The organism is Streptomyces roseifaciens, assembly GCF_001445655.1.
Classification (GTDB): domain Bacteria; phylum Actinomycetota; class Actinomycetes; order Streptomycetales; family Streptomycetaceae; genus Streptomyces; species Streptomyces aureoversilis.
This window is the reverse complement of the sequence record NZ_LNBE01000002.1, coordinates 81,983-98,126: the sequence shown is the minus strand read 5'-3', so window position 1 is coordinate 98,126 and position 16,144 is coordinate 81,983. Positions and strand designations below refer to the sequence as shown.

At 73.9% G+C, this 16,144-nt stretch carries 7 protein-coding genes and 1 pseudogene; 2 read left to right on the top strand and 6 right to left on the bottom strand.

Features of this window, described 5'->3' with window-relative positions; translation table 11 throughout:
- Positions 1–47: 47 nt before the first annotated feature.
- Positions 48–200 (top strand): annotated as a pseudogene (locus tag AS857_RS42220) (IS110 family transposase); the annotation flags it as partial.
- A 55-nt stretch (positions 201–255) separates the two neighbouring features.
- Here AS857_RS42220 and AS857_RS02250 read toward each other — a convergent pair.
- The 4 genes from AS857_RS02250 to AS857_RS02235 all read right to left on the bottom strand — a co-directional run bounded on the left by AS857_RS02250 (position 256) and on the right by AS857_RS02235 (position 13,961).
- Positions 256–1,020 carry an acyltransferase gene (locus tag AS857_RS02250; protein ID WP_058041399.1) on the bottom strand — a complete coding sequence of 255 codons (765 nt, stop codon included), beginning with the start codon at positions 1,018–1,020 and terminating at the stop codon, positions 256–258.
- Positions 1,021–1,099: 79 nt separating this feature from the next.
- Positions 1,100–9,178: a non-ribosomal peptide synthetase gene (locus AS857_RS02245; protein WP_058041398.1), complete on the bottom strand. Its 8,079-nt coding sequence runs from the start codon at positions 9,176–9,178 to the stop codon at positions 1,100–1,102.
- The gene (locus AS857_RS02240) at positions 9,175–12,585 is read right to left on the bottom strand and encodes a type I polyketide synthase (RefSeq protein WP_058041397.1); all 3,411 of its coding nucleotides are present in this window, start codon (positions 12,583–12,585) and stop codon (positions 9,175–9,177) included. The genes AS857_RS02245 and AS857_RS02240 overlap by 4 nt, the downstream gene beginning before the upstream one ends.
- Complete coding sequence (locus tag AS857_RS02235) at positions 12,582–13,961, bottom strand: MFS transporter (RefSeq protein WP_079110002.1); 1,380 nt, start codon at positions 13,959–13,961, stop codon at positions 12,582–12,584. The genes AS857_RS02240 and AS857_RS02235 overlap by 4 nt, the downstream gene beginning before the upstream one ends.
- A 291-nt stretch (positions 13,962–14,252) precedes the next feature.
- Here AS857_RS02235 and AS857_RS02230 point away from each other — a divergent pair, with 291 nt between their 5' ends.
- Positions 14,253–14,474: a response regulator transcription factor gene (locus AS857_RS02230; protein ID WP_058041396.1), complete on the top strand. Its 222-nt coding sequence runs from the start codon at positions 14,253–14,255 to the stop codon at positions 14,472–14,474.
- A 130-nt stretch (positions 14,475–14,604) separates the two neighbouring features.
- Here AS857_RS02230 and AS857_RS02225 read toward each other — a convergent pair whose 3' ends face one another.
- Positions 14,605–15,267, bottom strand: a complete 663-nt coding sequence (locus AS857_RS02225) for a DedA family protein (RefSeq protein ID WP_058041395.1) — start codon at positions 15,265–15,267, stop codon at positions 14,605–14,607.
- A 156-nt stretch (positions 15,268–15,423) separates the two neighbouring features.
- Positions 15,424–16,119: a hypothetical protein gene (locus AS857_RS02220; RefSeq protein WP_058041394.1), complete on the bottom strand. Its 696-nt coding sequence runs from the start codon at positions 16,117–16,119 to the stop codon at positions 15,424–15,426.
- Between the last annotated feature and the right edge of the window lie 25 nt (positions 16,120–16,144).

Sequence of the window (16,144 nt, the reverse complement as noted above, 5' to 3'; positions counted from 1 at the left end):
GGCAGGCGCTGGTTCCTGCAGGTTCTCCGAATTGAGCAACAGAGTCCCCCGTCTCCCGGGCCTACTACGACAAGAAGATCGCCCAGGGGAAGCATCACACCCAAGCCCTTCTCTGCCTCGCCCGACGACGAGCCGACGTGCTCTTCGCCATGCTCCGCAACGGCACCTTCTACGACCCCAAGCCCACCCCCACGGGTTGACGAAACCCATAGGGGCACCCCCCCCGGCGGCTGGGAACGGTCCTGGCAGCCCCGGCTACGCCCCGTCCGGTGACGGTGGCAGGTCGGCGAGCGCCTTCAGCTGTTCCGCTGTCATTTCTGAGGGGATCGGTACCGGGGGCGCCGTCCGCAGTGGCGGGACCCAGCCGGTTGCCGCCTCCCAGCGGCGTACGACCTTCGCCGGGGCGCCCGCGACCACCGCGTGGTCGGGGACCTCGCCGCGGACGACGGAGCCCGCGGCGACGACCACGTTCCGGCCGAGGCGGGCGCCGGGGAGTATCACCGCGCCGGTGCCGAGCCAGCTGCCGGAGCCTATGGAGACGGGTGCGCTGCGCGGCCACTGTCTGCCGATGGGCTGGTGCGGGTCGTCGTAGGAGTGGTTGTCGCTGGTGACGTAGACGTACGGGCCGCAGAAGACGTCGTCGCCGAAGGTCACCGGCTGCGAGGCCACGACGTGGCTGCCCCGGCCGAGGACCACGCCGTTGCCCAGCCGGAGCACGGGGTCGGGCCCGAGGTCGAGGCCGGGCATCATCCCGGCGGTGAGCGTGACCTGCTCGCCGATGATGCAGTGGTCGCCCAGCTCGATCCAGCGCTCGCCGAAGACCGTGCCGAGCGGGAAGGCGAGCCTGGTCGCCGGGCCGATCCGGCGGAAGCGGTACGGGCCCGGCCGCTCGGCGGTCACCGCGCCGGCCTGCTGGATCCACCGCCAGCCGCGGTGGACCGCGCTGGACGCGGCACGACGCCCCCACGCCCGCAGGGCGGTGGAGGCGTCGGAAGAGAACGTGTTCCGGTTCTTCGGCACCCGGTCACGGTAGTCGGCCGGGTGTCGGCCGGCCGCCGGGGTGACCTGTGATCTTCACCCCACCGGCCGGCCGGACGGATCACCCTTCGAGGGCCGCCCGGACCTCCTCGCGCAGCAGCTCGACGTAGTCGCGCGTCCAGCCTTCGACGGTCTCCCGGTCCCACAGGTCGGAGGAGTACTCGACCATCCCCGCGAGCACGTCGCCCGCCGGGACGAGGCCGAGGGTGAACTCCGCCCGGGAGGCCGCGGGCGCGAGGTCCTCGACGGCCACGGTCAGCCCCGGCATCTCGATGTCGGTCTCCAGCGAGCTCTGGTACGCGAAGCCCACCGCGAGCCGGTCCGGCATGTCCACGCCCTCCCGCTGCATCAGGGGCGCGAGGCGCCGCGGCGGCAGGAGCTCGTCGATGCACTCCACGGACGTACGGGCGACCCGGTCCGTCAGCGCCGCGAACGACGCCGCCTCGCCGTCGCGCACCCGCAGCGCGAACCCGGACGTCGTACAGGCCATGAGCGACTCGAACTCGCGCCGCTCCCGGTTGGCGTAGGAGATGCTGAACACGACGTCGGACTGGCCGGACTTGCGGGCCATCAGCCGGCCCAGCGCCGCCACGGTGACCGCGAAGGGCGTGGTGCCACGGCTGCGCGCCAGGCGCTCCACGTCCGCGCGCACGTCGGCGGGCACCGTGAACATCACGGCGCCGCCCCGCCCGCTCGCCTTCTCCGGTCGCGGCCGGTCCAGCGGGAGGTCGATGCCGAACGGCACGCCGTCCAGCTCCCGCCGCCAGAACTTCAGCTTGCGCTCGTCGGCGGCCGGGTCGGCGTGCTCGCGCTGCCAGCGCGCGTACACGCCCGGCTGCAGCGGCTCGGGCTCCAGCCCGTCGGGCAGGCCCTTCGCGGCGGCGCCGTAGAGCGCGGCCAGCTCCTTCAGCAGCAGGCTGACGGCCCACCCGTCGCACACGGCGTGGTGCAGGACGAACAGCAGCACCCAGGTCCGCTCGCCGGCCCTCAGCAGGCGCAGCCGCGGTCCCGCTCCGGTGGCGAGGTCGAACGGCTCCTCGGCGGCCTCTGCGGCGATCCGCTCCAGGCCCGCGTCGCGCTCCCCCGCGGGCAGCCCGCTCAGGTCCTCGACGGGCAGGTCGACGGGCCCGGCGGGCAGCATCTCCTGCTGCCAGTCGTCGTCGCCCGCCGCGACGATGCGGGTGCGCAGGCCCTCGTGCCGTGCGACGAGCCGGGTCAGGGCGGTACGCAGCGCGGACACGTCCAGGTCGCCGGTGAGGGTCAGGCGCATGGCGACGTTGAACACCTGCGGGAGGGGGTGGCCGAGCTGGCCCGTGACGAAGCGGATCTGCTGCTCGGTGGCGGGGGCCCGGTGCTCCACGGCGTCACCGAAGACCACGCCCTCCGTCTCCGCCCCGTTCTCCTGCGACGGCGATCCGGCCAGGAAGGCTGCCATGGCCCGCAGGGTCGGCTCCTCGTAGAAGCGCACCATCGGGTACTCGGTGCCGAACTCCTCGCGGGCCCGGTTGACCAGCCGGATCGCGGTGATGGAGTGGCCTCCGAGGTCGAAGAACGAGGCGTCGGGGGCGATGCCGCCCGCGTCGGTGCCGAACTCCGCGGCCCACAGGGCGCGCAGCCGTCGCTCGACGTCGTTCCGGGGCGCGGGGGCTGCGTCCCCGGTACCGGCACCGGCGTGTACGACAGGTGCGGCCGATACGGCGGGGGCCGCAGTGACGAGGTCGGGTGCCGGCAGGCCCGCGCGGTCCAGCTTGCCCGCCGCCGTCACCGGCAGCGCGGCCAGGACAGTCCAGGCGCGCGGCACGAGGTACTCGGGCAGGCGCTCGGCCAGGGCGTCGGCCATGAGGTCGGCGAACGCCTGCCGGTCGTCGGCGCCGTCCCCGACCGGGTCGGCGGGTACGGCGAAGGCGGCGAGGTACGCCTCGCCCCGGCCGTTGCGGCGCGCCAGGACGACGGCCTCGCGCACTCCGTCCAGGGCGTTGAGCGCGCGGGAGACCTCCTCCGGCTCGACGCGGTAGCCGCGGATCTTCACCTGGTCGTCGGTGCGGCCGCGGAACTGCAGCCTGCCGTCGGCGGTCCAGCGCACGAGGTCGCCCGTGCGGTAGAGCCGGGCGTCCGGGCCGCCGTCGGGGCCGCTGTCGGGGTCGGGCAGGAAGCGTCCCGCGGAGGCCTCGGGGCGGTGCAGGTAGCCGCGGGCCACGCCCGGGCCGCCGACGTACAGCTCCCCCACCGCGCCGACCGGGACCGGCGCGCCGGACTCGTCCAGGACGCGCAGGCGCACGTTGTCGACGGGGCGGCCGATCGCGATCTCCTCGCCCGCGCCGCCGGACTGCGGGCCGGGGTCGACCGTCTCGACGGTGCACAGCACGGTGACCTCGGTGGGCCCGTAGACGTTGACGACCTCGTACGGCGTGCCGGGGCGCGGCCGGGTGCGCAGCACGTCACCGCCCAGGAGCAGGTGGCGCAGCGGCGGCTGGTCGTCCGGCGCGACCTGCAACACGGTCTCGCCGAGGGCCGTCGGCAGGATGGTGAAGGTGACGCCCTGGGCGGCGTACCAGCGGGCGAGCGCGAGCGGGTCCTTGCGGACGGCGTCGCCGGCGACGGTGACCGAGGCCCCCGCGGTCAGCGCCGGCCAGATCTCCATGACGGAGGCGTCGAAGCTCTGGCTGCAGACGACGGCGCTGCGGTCGGCGGCGGTGAAGCCGAAGCGGCGGTGCTGCCACGCGCACAGGTCGGTGACGGCGCCGTGCGGCACGGCGACGCCCTTGGGCGTGCCGGTGCTGCCCGACGTGTAGATGACGTAGCAGAGGGACTCGCCGTCCGTGGCGGGCGCCACAGGTGCCGTGCCGACTGCGGTGCCGGCCGGGGCGTCGTCGGGGGTGACGACGGTGACGCCGACCGGAAGGCGGAGGTCCGCGGCCTGGTCGTGCGTGGACACCAGGGTGCGGGCGCCGGACTCGGCGAGCACCGTCTCGGCACGGTAGCGGCCGAGTGCGGGGTCCAGGGGCACGTACGCGCGGCCGGACTTGAGCGCCGCGAGCATGGCGACGACGAGCTCGGCGGAGCGCGGCAGCCACAGGGCGACGGGGGCTCCGTCACCACCCCGCTCCCGCAGCACGCCGGCAAGCCTCTCGGCCCGCTCCTCCAGCTGACGGTAGGTCAGCACGGTGTCGCCGTCGATCACGGCGGTGGCGCCGGGCGCCGTCGCGGCCTGCCGGGCGACCAGGTCGTGGACGGTGCCGGCCGCCGCGGGCCGCACCGGGCCGTTCTGCCAGGCGGCCGGTACGGGGTCGCCGGGGGCGGCCGTCGCGGCGAGGCGGGACAGCGGGGCCTCCGGCGCCTCGACGGCGGCCGCGAGCAGGTCCCGGAAGGTGCCGAAGAACCGGTCGACGGTATCCGGGTCGAACAGGTCGGTGTTGTACTCCAGGTGGCAGCGGATGCCCTGCGGCTGGTCCGTGAAGTAGACGGTGAAGTCCGTCAGGGCCTTGTCCGGGCCCGCGTCCAGCGGCGTGGCCCGCACCCCGGGCAGCTCGAAGCGGAAGGGCTCGCTGCTCTGGAACTCGGCGAGGACCTGGAAGACGGGGGTGCGGTCCAGGACGCGCGGCGGCGCGAGCTCGCGCACCACGGCCTCGAAGGGCACGCCCGCGTGGTCGTACGCGTCGAGGGCGCGGCCGCGCACCCGGTCCAGGAGCGCCGCGAAGGACGGGTCGCCGGAGAGGTCGAAGCGCAGGGCCAGGGTGTTGACGAAGAACCCGAGCAGCTCCTCGGCGCGCTGCGGGCGGTCCGAGATCGGGGTGCCGATGACGATGTCGTCCTGCCCGGTGACCCGGTGCAGCATGGCCGCGTAGCCCGCGAGCAGGGTCATGAACAGGGTGCCGCGGCGGGCCCGGCTCAGCTCCCGCAGCCGCGTGGAGAGCTCCGGGTCCAGGGTGCGGAAGACGGCCCGGCCGTTGGAGGTCATCACCGCCGGGCGCGGCCGGTCGGTGGGCAGGTTCAGGGCGGGCAGGTCGCCGCCGAGCGTCTCGCGCCAGTAGGCCAGGTCCGCGGCGGCCTCCGGCCCCTCCAGGGCGGCGGCCTGCTCGCGGGCGTGCTCGGCGTAGCTCCACGTCAGCTCGGGCAGGCCGAGCTCGGTGCCGTCGCGCCAGGCCCGGTAGAGGGCGGACAGGTCCCGGGTCAGGACGGTCGCGGAGGCCGCGTCGACCACGATGTGGTGGAGGGACAGCACGAGGACGTGCGCGTCGTCGGCGAGCCTCACCAGCCGCGTGACGAACAGGGGCCCCTCCGCGAGGTCGAAGCGGCGGGCGCTCTCGGCCGCCAGGACCTCCTGCACCGCGGCCTCGCCCCGCCCCGTGCCGTCGATGACGGCGAAGTCGGGCTCGGCGGGGGCCCGTACGACCTGGCGCGGCTCGTTGCCGATCTCCCGGAAGACGGTGCGCAGGCCTTCGTGGCGCGCCACCAGGCCGCGCAGCGCAGCGCGCAGGGCCGCCACGTCGAGCGGGCCGTCGAGGCGGATCGCCTTGGTCTCGTTGTAGGCGGTGCGGCCCGGCAGCATGCGCTCCAGGAACCAGATCCGCTGCTGGCCCGGCGAGAGCGGGGCGTCCGCGGGGGCGGGGGCAGGAGCGGGGGTGGGCGCGGGAGCGGAGGCGGGCGCGGGGGTGAGGAGTGCGGCGGGAACGAGCGCCGGGGCCGGCGCCCCGGCCTCGGCCTTCGTCCCGGCCCCGGCCGGGGCCTCGCGGTGGCGGCGGCGCAGCGCGTCGATGTGGGTGAGGCTCGCGCGCAGCTCGTCCGGCGCGACGCCGAAGTCCACGAGCGAGACGATCTCGTCGGCGCCGGCCGCGGTCACCGTGTGCACCACGGGCGAGACGCTGTCGACCGTGCCGATCAGCGCCCGCTGATCGCAGTAACGGTCGTACGCGCGGCGGAACACCACGTCCAGGTCGTCCTCGCTGAGCGAGGAGAGGTCCACGTTGTGCCCGAGGCTGTTGGTGACACCGCCGAACAGCGACAGGGACGCCCGCATGTAGCGCGACAGGGGTTCGTACGCCTCGGCCCGCGCGACGTCGTGACGGCCGGCGAGGTAGGTGTGCATCAGGACGGCCACGCGCCCGGCGGCCGGGTCCAGCCCGTGCTGCTCGCGGGTGCGGCGGTACAGCGCGACGTTCTCCGCGAGCTGTTCGACGCTCTGCGTCATCAGGTTGGTGACGACGCCGAGGTCGTGGCGGGCCGCCAGCTCGAACGAGGCCGGGTTGCCGACCACAGCGGTGTACATGGGCGGGGCGTCCTGGACGGGCCGCGGGAAGAGCCGCACGTCGGCCTCGCCGTCACCGGTGGCCCGGTGCAGCGCCTCGCCCCGCCAGAACCGCCGCACCTGCTCCAGCTGCTCGTACATCGCCTGCTTGTGCCGGCCGAAGCGCTCGGGGAAGAAGACGAAGTCGTTGGCGTGCCAGCCGCTGGCGATGCCGATGCCGACGCGGCCCCCGGATAGGTTGTCCACCATCGACCACTCCTCCGCGACCCGGATCGGGTCGTGGATCGGCAGGACGACGGACCCGGCGTTGAGCCGGATGCGCGAGGTCTCCCGGGACAGGGCGGCGGCGAGCACGGCGGGGTTGGGAAAGAGCCCGCCGAAGGAGTGGAAGTGCCGCTCGGGCATCCACAGCGCGTGGAACCCGTTCCGGTCCGCGAACCGCGCGGTCTCCAGGAGCAGCTCGTACTTGCCCACGCGGGGCGCGGCGTCGGCACCGGCGCCGGCGTCCTGCGGGTAGTCACCGAAGAAGTAGACGCTGAAGTCCGGGGTACGGGGGCTTGCCTGCGGGGCGGCCGGGGCGGGGGTTGCCTGCGGCGCAGCCGGTACGGGGGTTCCCTGCGGCACCGCCGGTACAGGGGTTCCCTGCGGCACCGCCGGTGCGACGGCCGCGGCCGCGTTCCAGGCCATGGCGGCGACGCGGCGCCCGGGCCCGCGGGGCCCGTCGCCGTCGGAGCCCGCCTGCGTGCCGGGCCCGCCCGCCTCGTGCGGGCTGGAGGCCCGCTCCTGGCCGGGCCCGCCCAGCCCCTCAGGGCCGGGGACCTGCCCCGTGGCGGGCCGGCCCGCAGGAGACGGGCCGGAAGCCCGCTCCCGGCCGGGCTCGCCCGCCGCCTGCAGGCCGGAAACCTGCCCCTCGCCGGGCCCACTCGGCTCCAGCGGACCGGAAGCCCCTTCTTTTTTAAGCCCGTCCGGCGACTGAGGACCGGGGTCCGGGGCGGAGCCCCGGGGCGGGGACGCCGGTTCCGGGGACCTCGCGGCTACGGTGACCAGGTCCGCCAAGGACGCCCCGCCCGCCGCAGGCGCCTTCGGTGCCGCAACGCGGGCGGTGCCCGGAAAGAACCCCGCCCCCCGAAGCTCCCGCAGGGAACCCTTCACCGCGTCCGCGATGAATTCCAGATCGCCGTCCGAGTGCGCGGTGGAGAGGAAGAAGTTCCGCCACTCCCACACGTGCACGCCGCGCAGCATCATGTGCTGGTACAGGAGCTCCATGTCCGCACGGTGGTCGAAGCGGAACTGCGAGCCGAAGTGGCTCATCCGCAGCGGGAACTCCTCCGCCTCGAAGAAGGCGTTGAGCCCCGCGGCCATCTCGCCGGTGCGGGCGTTGAGCCGCTCCTGCAGCAGCGGGCTGTGCTCCTTGAGGTGCGTGAGGACGGCGCGCGCGGCGACCATCGACACCGGGTGCTGGATGTACGTGCCGCCGAAGAACGTGGTGTCCGCGGGCGGGTAGCTGTTGTCGCCGTAGGACCAGTAGCCGCCGTCGACGCCGTCCATGATGTCGGCGCGGCCGGCGATGGCTCCGATGGGGAAGCCGCCGCCGAGCAGCTTGCCGTAGGTGGCGAGGTCGGGCGTGACGCCGTACAGCTCCTGGGCGCCGCGCAGCGCGGGGCGGAAGCCGGTCAGCATCTCGTCGAACATGAGGACGATGCCGAGGCGGGCGGTCAGCTCGCGCAGCTTCCGTACGAACTCGACGGGCTGCAGCTCGGGGTGCCGGCTCTGCACGGGCTCGATGATGACCGCGGCGATGTCCCCGGCCTGCTGCGCGATGGCCTCCAGGGAGGCGTCGCTGCCGTATTCCAGGACGATCAGGTCCGAGACGGCGCTGTCCGGGATGCCGCGGGAGACGGGCACGGTGACCCGGGCTTCCGGGCCGCCCGAGGAGCGGCCGAGGACGGTGTCGGCGTGGCCGTGGTACGCGCCGAGGAAGGTGACGATCTTGTTGCGACCGGTGGCGGAGCGGGCGAGGCGGATCGCCGCGGAGTTCGCCTCCGTACCGGAGTTGGCGAACGCCACGCGCTCCATGCCCGTCATCCCGGCCAGCAGCTCGGCGGCTTCGCCGGTCTCGACGTTGCGGGGACCGAGCTGGATGCCGCGGGTGAGGTGCTCGCGCACCGCCTCGCTGACGAAGGCCGGCTCATGCCCGAAGAGCAGCACGCCGAAGCCCATGGTGATGTCGACGTACTCGTTGCCGTCGACGTCCTGCAGGCGGGAACCGCTCGCCCGGCGGCCCGCGATGGGGTAGAGCATCTCCTTCGTACCGCTGCGGAAGCCCACGACGGCGCGGCTGTCGGCGAGGACCCGGCGGTAGCGCTGGGCGATCTGCTTGGAGGTCGGCGTCTTGGCGGTGTAGCGGCGCACGAGGTCGTCGAGGTGGTCCTGTTGGGAGCGCGGGGCACCACCCTGGACCATGCCGGAGGCGCGCGAGACGGTCACCCGGGGGCCGTGGACGCGCCGCGGTGCGGCGGCCTGCTCCGCGGCCGCCGCCCCACCCGGGACGGGCTGCTCGCCCGAGGCTGCTGTCTCACCCGAGGCCGCCGGCCCGCCCGCGGTCGCCGGTGTCTCCGGGACGGGCGGCTCGCCCGAGGCCACCGGATTCCCCGTGATCGCCGGCGTTCCCGTGCCGGGCGCCTCGCCCGGCGCCGCCGGATGCTCCGCGCCACCCGGCGCTGCCGCGACAGGCGGCCTGTCCGTGGCCGCCGGTTTCTCCGTGCCCGGCGGCGTCCCGTCCGGCGGACTGCCCGCCGGCCCGCCGCCGATCTGCTCGGCGATGCGCCGCGAGAGCTCGTTCATGGCGGCGAGGTCCTGTTCGAGGGCCGCGGAAGCGGCGTCCAGGCCGGTCACTGGGCCACCTTGCCGTTGAGGCGGACCGTCGCGGCGGCGGTCTGCAGGGACAGCAGCTGGGAGAGCTGGGACATCATCTGCAGCTGTATCTGCGATATCTGCTGCAGCTTGTGGGCGAGGTCCTCCAGCTCCCGGCGCGTGGCGTACTCGGGCGCTGCGGCGGACGGGGCCACGGGCTCGGGCGCAGGCGCCGCAGGGAAGGCAGGAGCCACGGGGGCGGCTGGAGCCGCAGGAGCGACAGGGGCCGGCGGGACGAAGGGGGCGGGTGCGGCGGGCCACTGCCCGGCGGCGGGCTGCGGCGCGACCGGCTGCTCCGCCACAGGAGCCACGGGCGGCACGGGCGCCACGGGCGGCACCGGCGCCACGGGCGGCGCGGCCTGCGCCGCAGCGGGCGCCACGGGGGCCTGCCCCGGCATCCGGCCGGCGATGAGCTCCGCGAGCCGCCGCGGCGTCCCGGTCTCCTCGAACAGCTCCCGCATCGAGACCTTGACCTGGTGCTCCTGCTCCAGTTCGCGCAGCACGCTGATCATCTGCAGCGAGTCGGCGCCGAGGTCGAAGAAGGAGGTCTCGCCGGTGATGGCGTCCGGGTCGTGGCTGAGATGCCGGGCGGTGGACTCGATGATGCTTCGGACGACCCGCTCGACCGCTGCCTCGTGCTGTACCACTGTGGCTCCATCTGTCGCTGGTGTTCCGGTACGTACGGCCGTCAACTCCGGCCCTGTCCAGTAGTCCTTGTGCTGGAATCGGTATCCCGGCAGCGGGATCCTGCGGCCGCCGCAGCCGGTGAGCAGCGGCTGCCAGTCCAGGTCCGCGCCCGCGCAGTGCAGGGCCGCCGCGGCGCCCCACAGCGTGCCGAGGCCGGTGCCGCGGCGGAGCGACGGCAGGGCGGGCACTCCGGGCAGGGCCCGGCGCGCCAGGCCGCTGAGCGTGGTGTGCGGGCCGATCTCGACCAGTGCTGCGGGCGCCGTCCCGCCGATCGTGCGCAGCGCCTCGTCGAAGCGGACGGGCTCCCGGGTGTGCCGCAGGAAGTAGGCGGTGTCCGGGGTCCAGCCGGGCGGGCGGACGGTGCCGTCGAGTCCGCTGACGAAGGGGATCGCCGTCGGCCGGAAGGTGACCGTGCCGAGCACCGCCCGGAAGTCCTCCAGCATCGGATCCATGAGGGCGGTGTGGAAGGCGCGGTCGACCGGCAGGCGTTCGCCCGGGGTGCCGCGCGCTTCCAGCAGCGCGCACACCCGCTCCACGGCGGCCACGGGCCCGGCGAGCACGTGGGAGCGCTCGCCGTTGGCCACGGACAGCTCGGCGCCGGGGACTTCGGCCGCCAGGGCGAGGGCCGCGTCGCGGGTGAGCGGTACGGCCGCCATCGCGCCGGGGGCGCAGAGCCGCTGCATCAGCCGGCCGCGCTCGACGGTCAGCCGCAGGCCGTCCTCCAGCGAGAGGGCCCCGGCGGCGTGCAGGGCCGCGTACTCGCCGACGCTGTGCCCGGTGACGGTGGCAGGGGTGACACCGGTCTCCCGCCACAGCCTCGTCAGGGCGCACTGCAGGGCGAACAGGGCGGGCTGGGCGGTGTCGGTGGGCCAGGGGAAGTCATCCCCCGTGGAACCCGGTCCGCCGAGCAGCCCGTCGAGCAATCCGTCGAGCAGAGAGCCCCCCGTGAGTTCCCGGTAGTGGCGCTCGCAGGCGTCGAGGACGTCGCGTACGGCGGGGAAGCGCTCGTACAGGTCCGCGGCCATGCCCCGGTACGGGCTGGCCTGGCCGGTGAAGAGGAAGGCGGCGCCGGCGGCGCCTTCGCGCGGCGCCGTCCCGGTCGTCACGGCCGCCGTGCCCGTCCCGGCGAGCCAGGCGTCGAGGGCGTCGGCGAGCGCGGCGGGGCCGGCGCCGCGGGCGGCGAGCCGGTGGCGGCGGTGGGTGCGGCCGAGCGCGGCGGTGGTGACGAGGTCGGCCTGCCGGGTCCCGGGCCGCTGCCGCAGCGCGTCGCGGAAGGCGCGGGCGTTGGCGGCCAGCGCCTCCTCGCTGCTGCCGGAGACCAGGAGGACGTCCGGCGGGGCCGCGGCGGCGGCCGGGCGGGGCGCGGGCTCGGGTGCCTGCTCCAGGATGAAGTGGACGTTGGTGCCGCCGATGCCGAGCGAGGTCAGGCCCGCGCGGCGCGGGTGGTCCCCCTCCGGCCACGGCGTGGCCGTGCCGGGGATGTAGAAGGGGCTGCCGTCCAGGGCGAGCAGCGGGTTGGGGGTGGTGAAGTTCGCCATCGGCGGGACGACGCCGTGCTTGAGGACGAGCAGCGTCTTGATCAGGCCGGCCAGGCCGGAGGCCACGTCGAGGTGGCCGATGTTGGCCTTGGTCGAGCCGAGGGCGCAGTAGTGGGTCCGGGCGGTGTCCTGGCGGTAGGCGGCCGCGGCGCCGTCGAACTCGATGGGGTCGCCCTTGAGGGTGCCCGTGCCGTGGGTCTCCAGGTAGCCGATGGTGTCCGCGCCGACGCCCGCCCGCTCCAGGGCCCGGCGGATGGCGGCGCACTGGCCACCGGCACTGGGGGCGGTGTACGCCTTCTTGTCCGCGCCGTCGTTGGCGACGCCCCAGCCGCGGATGACGCCGTGGACGGTGTCGCCGTCGGCGAGCGCGCGGTCGAGCCGCTTGAGGACGACGGCGGCGACGCCGGTGCCGCCGACGGTGCCGTCCGCGCCCGCGTCGAAGGCGCGCAGCCGGCCGGACTTGGAGAGGATGGAGCCCTTGACGTACTGGTAGCCCAGCACCTGCGGCACGTGGACGGCCGCCGCGCCGGCGAGGGCGATGTCGCAGTCCTCCACCAGCAGCGCCTGCGCGGCGGTCTGCACCGCCACGAGCGAACTGGAACAGGCCGTCTGGACGTTGACGGCGGGTCCGGTCAAGCCGAGCCGGTAGGCGGCGCGGGTCGCGGTGAAGTCGGGGGCGTTGCCCGTCACGATCTGCATGCCCGCCATCCAGTTGTCGGCGGGCACGCTCGGCAGGACGTTGTTGAGGAGGTAGTTCTCCAGCGTGTAGAGGTGGTAGCCCGTGGTGGCGTAGACGCCCACCCGGGTGCCGTCGCGCTCTCCCGGGTATCCCGCGTTCTCCAGGGCGTGCTGGGCGCACTCCAGGAACATGCGTTGCTGCGGGTCGGTGAGCTGGGCCTCGCGGGCGCTCATCCCGAAGTGCTGGGCGTCGAAGCCGGTGAGGTCGTCCAGGATCCCGGAGGCGCCGACGAAGTCGGGTGCCTCGTAGCGCTCGGCGGGCACTCCGGCCGCGGCGAGCTCCTCGTCGGTGAAGCGGGTGATGCAGTCCGTCCCGTCGCGGACGACGCGCCAGAGCTCCTCGGGGGTGTCCGCGCCCGGTAACCGGAAGGCCAGTCCGATGACGGCGATGCCCTGACCGGTGCCTTCTTGGTACGTGGATGTCATGAGCTGCGGCCTTCCGCCGTGGATACGTCCGTCGTGACGTCCGTCGATGCGTTCTTCGCGACGTCCGCCGCGACGTCCGCCCTGACGTCCGCCGATGTCCCCGCCGTTGCGCCCGCCGGCACGTCCCGGACGTCCCGACCACCGGCCGGCCCGTCCTCCCCCCGCGTGAGCTTGCCGCCGCGCCTGAGGAGCAGGACGAGCAGGGCGACGCACAGGGCGATGGCCAGACCGTGGAAGGCGGCCACCACCTGCAGCGGCGAGAACGACTCCAGCAGGGCCGCGCTGACGATCATGCCGAGGCCGAAGCCGGTGTTCTCGGCCGAGGCGGACAGCCCGAAGAGCCGGCCGCGCTGGGCGTCGGGGGCGGCCTGGAGCCGGGAGATGTACACGATCTCCGTGAACCCGTCGGCCATGCCGGCCACCAGCGCGGCGATGATGGCCGGAACGGTGGGCAGACCGGCGAAGACCACGATGAACGCCGCCGACATCACGCACGCCCCGAGCGCGAACGCCCGCTCCCCCGGGGTGCGGCCGGTCTTCTTCGTGACCCGGCCGAACAGCTGCTGCGCGACGATGTTGCCGATGGCCCAGGTGGCCCAGAACTGGCTGATGAACGTGGCCGGGTGGCCGGGGTCGAGGCTGTCCGAGTAGATGGGCAGGGCCACGTTGTGGGACGAGGAGCCCAGCCCGTCGACGGCCCGGACGGCGATCATCACCGCGAGCAGGGGCGCCGTGCGCAGCAGCATCCGGGCGAAGCCGCTCGCGGCGCCGCCGGCCTCCTCCTGCTCCGCGCCCGCCTCCGCCGCCGGGTCCGCAGCGGCCGCCCGGGTCCGTACGGGCAGCAGGAACAGGACGGTCGCGGAGATCACGAAGGTGGCGGCGTCCAGTGCGAACGCCGCGGAGTAGCCGAGCTGCGCCACGACCAGGCCGGACGAGGCGAAGCCCGCGATCATGGCGAGCGAGCGGCCGGTGACGAGCAGGCCGTTGGCGCGGGCCCGGTGTTCGGAACCGACGATCTCCGGCACGCTGCTGCGCAGGGCGACCTGGGAGAGTGTCGAGCAGAACCCGGTGATCACCGCCAGGCCGAAGAGCAGCCCGACCCGGGCCCCGTCGGGCGCGAGCAGCAGGGCGATCAGGGCCAGGGCCTGGGTGAGGTCGGCGCCCACCATGAGCCGCTTGCGGTCGCAGGTCGAGACGAGACGCCCGGCCACGAAGCCCGAGAGCACGTTGGTCACCAGGCGGACGGCCATGAAGAGGCCGGCGGTGAGCGCGCTGCCGGTGACGTGGTAGATGAAGACGTTCAGCGCCACCATGTTCAAGTAGCTGCCGTACGCCGAGATTCCGTTTCCGACGACGAGCAGACGGAAGTGCCCCATGCGCGGTCCCCCTCCGCTCGCTCCGGGTTGCGTCGACGCCGCGGTCGGCGGCGCACGCTCTCACACTCGCCCGCTTCGAAGCGGGGCTGGAGCCACGGAAGTTGGGGACTTGACAGTCGACTTACCTGCGATTAGGGGGCCATTGACCGGTTGGCCACTATTTTTTGCTTGCTTTTACCCGAGTTCGTGGTTAGATCCATTCAAAAGCGTCGCGCGGGGGAAAGGAACTTCACCCGCGGCCGGCCGCAGGCCACCCACGCCGCGCGGCTCCGCCTGCCCCATGGAGAACCGATGCCCGGCCTCAGCGTCCAGACGGGACCACCGCGCCTGTCGCCCCGCGAGCGGCAGGTGCTGGCCCACATCGGGGCGGGGCTCACCTACCACCAGACGGCCAGGCGACTCGGTATCAGCGTCCACACCGTCGGCACCTACCTCCGCCGCATCCGCGCCAAACGCCCCGCACCGACGCTGGCGGATCTTGTACGCCTCAGCATCAGCCAGGACGCGGGCTGAGCGACCGCCGGCCACGGACCGGGAACATGGACGGCGTGAAAAGCGCGGACGGATGCAGAAAGCCCCCGGACCCTCTGCAGGGCCCGGGGGCTTCGGCGGGGCTCCGGGGAGCCCCGAGGTCACTCGGCGGTCAGTCGGCGGCCCGGACCGGCTCCGGCTGGGCGGCGGCGGGATCGGCGGCGTGGGCGGCCTGGGCCTTCTTGGCCTTGATCCGCATCACGACGAACGAGCCCAGACCGAAGAGCACGGCGGCGACCAGACCGAGCCAGGAGAACTTCTTCAGCCACTCCTCGGCCACCTTGCCGACGGAGTAGATCACGGCGACGGTGCCGCCGGCCCAGACGATGCCGCCGAGCACGTTGGCGATCAGGAACTTCCAGTACGGCATTTTCAGCACGCCCGCGAGCGGGCCCGCGAAGATCCGCAGCAGGGCGATGAAGCGGCCGACGAAGACCGCCCACATGCCCCACTTCTGGAAGGACCGCTCGGCGGTGGCCACGTGGTGCGGGCCGAAGTGCTTGGGGAACTTCCGGCCGAGCCACTCCAGCAGCGGCTTGCCGCCCTTGCGGCCGATCATGTAGCCGATGGAATCGCCGACGATGGCGCCCGTGATGGCACACGCCGCCAGAACGTACGGGTTGATGTGGTCCTGGGTGGCGGCCAGCAGCGTGGCGCTGACGAGGACGATCTCACCGGGAAGCGGAATACCCAGGCTCTCCAGTCCGATGACCCCGCCCACCAAGAGGTAGACGGCGATCGCCGGTACCGTTTCGAGCCACTCCTGGATGTGCAACGCCGGTTCCTCCCGTTAACGATCTCTTCCCGGCGTGCGCCGCGGGGCGCACGCCGGGAAGCCTACTGGAGGAGAGGACTCCTTCAGGCCCTCCCAGGTTGCGGCGGACCGGCTACTTGTTCGGCCGGAGGGGGCAGAGGGCGGTTCCCGGCCCGGTTACGCCTTGGGCGCCGCGGGACCCATGGCGATGAAGGAGAACGGCACGGGCTTCCAGGTGCCGCCCGGGTCCGCGGTGTAGATCACGGCCGCGTTCGTGCCGATGCTCGCGACCGTGACGATCGCCGTCGCACTGCCCACCGCCGCCGTGGCCACGACGGCCGGCGGGGAGGTGAAGGCCTTGGCGAACGTGATCGTGAAGGTCGAGGTCGCCGACCGGACCGAGGTGAAGCCGGTGCCCGAGACGACACCGCCGGCAGCCGAGACGGTGCCGTACACCCGCTGCTCCACCGGCTGCGGCGCGCTGATGCGGAAGCTGAGCTTCGAGGCGGTGGCGCCTATGGCGAGGCCGTCCGGGAGGGTGCGGTCGCCCGGGGCGGCGTTCGGCAGGGCCTGGACGTTCACGGAGTAGAAGCCCTCCGGCTTGTTGCCGATCGCCTCGGCCTTGAAGCGCACGAGCCGGCCGTCGGGGTCGCGGCTCTCGATGGGCAGCGGCCGGTTGATGCCGGAGTCGAGGTTCATGTAGCGGATCTCGCCGGTGGGCGGGAAGACCAGGCCCTCCGGCAGCTTCACCTGGATGATCTCGCCGGGGCCGACCGGGTTGCCGTCGACGTACACCTCGATCGCGAACGAGGCGTTCGCCCCGGGCTGCAGGACCTGCGGGATCGGGTTGCCCTGGTTGATGTGGAATGCCATGTCTCTTCTTCCTCTTCTCTCGGTT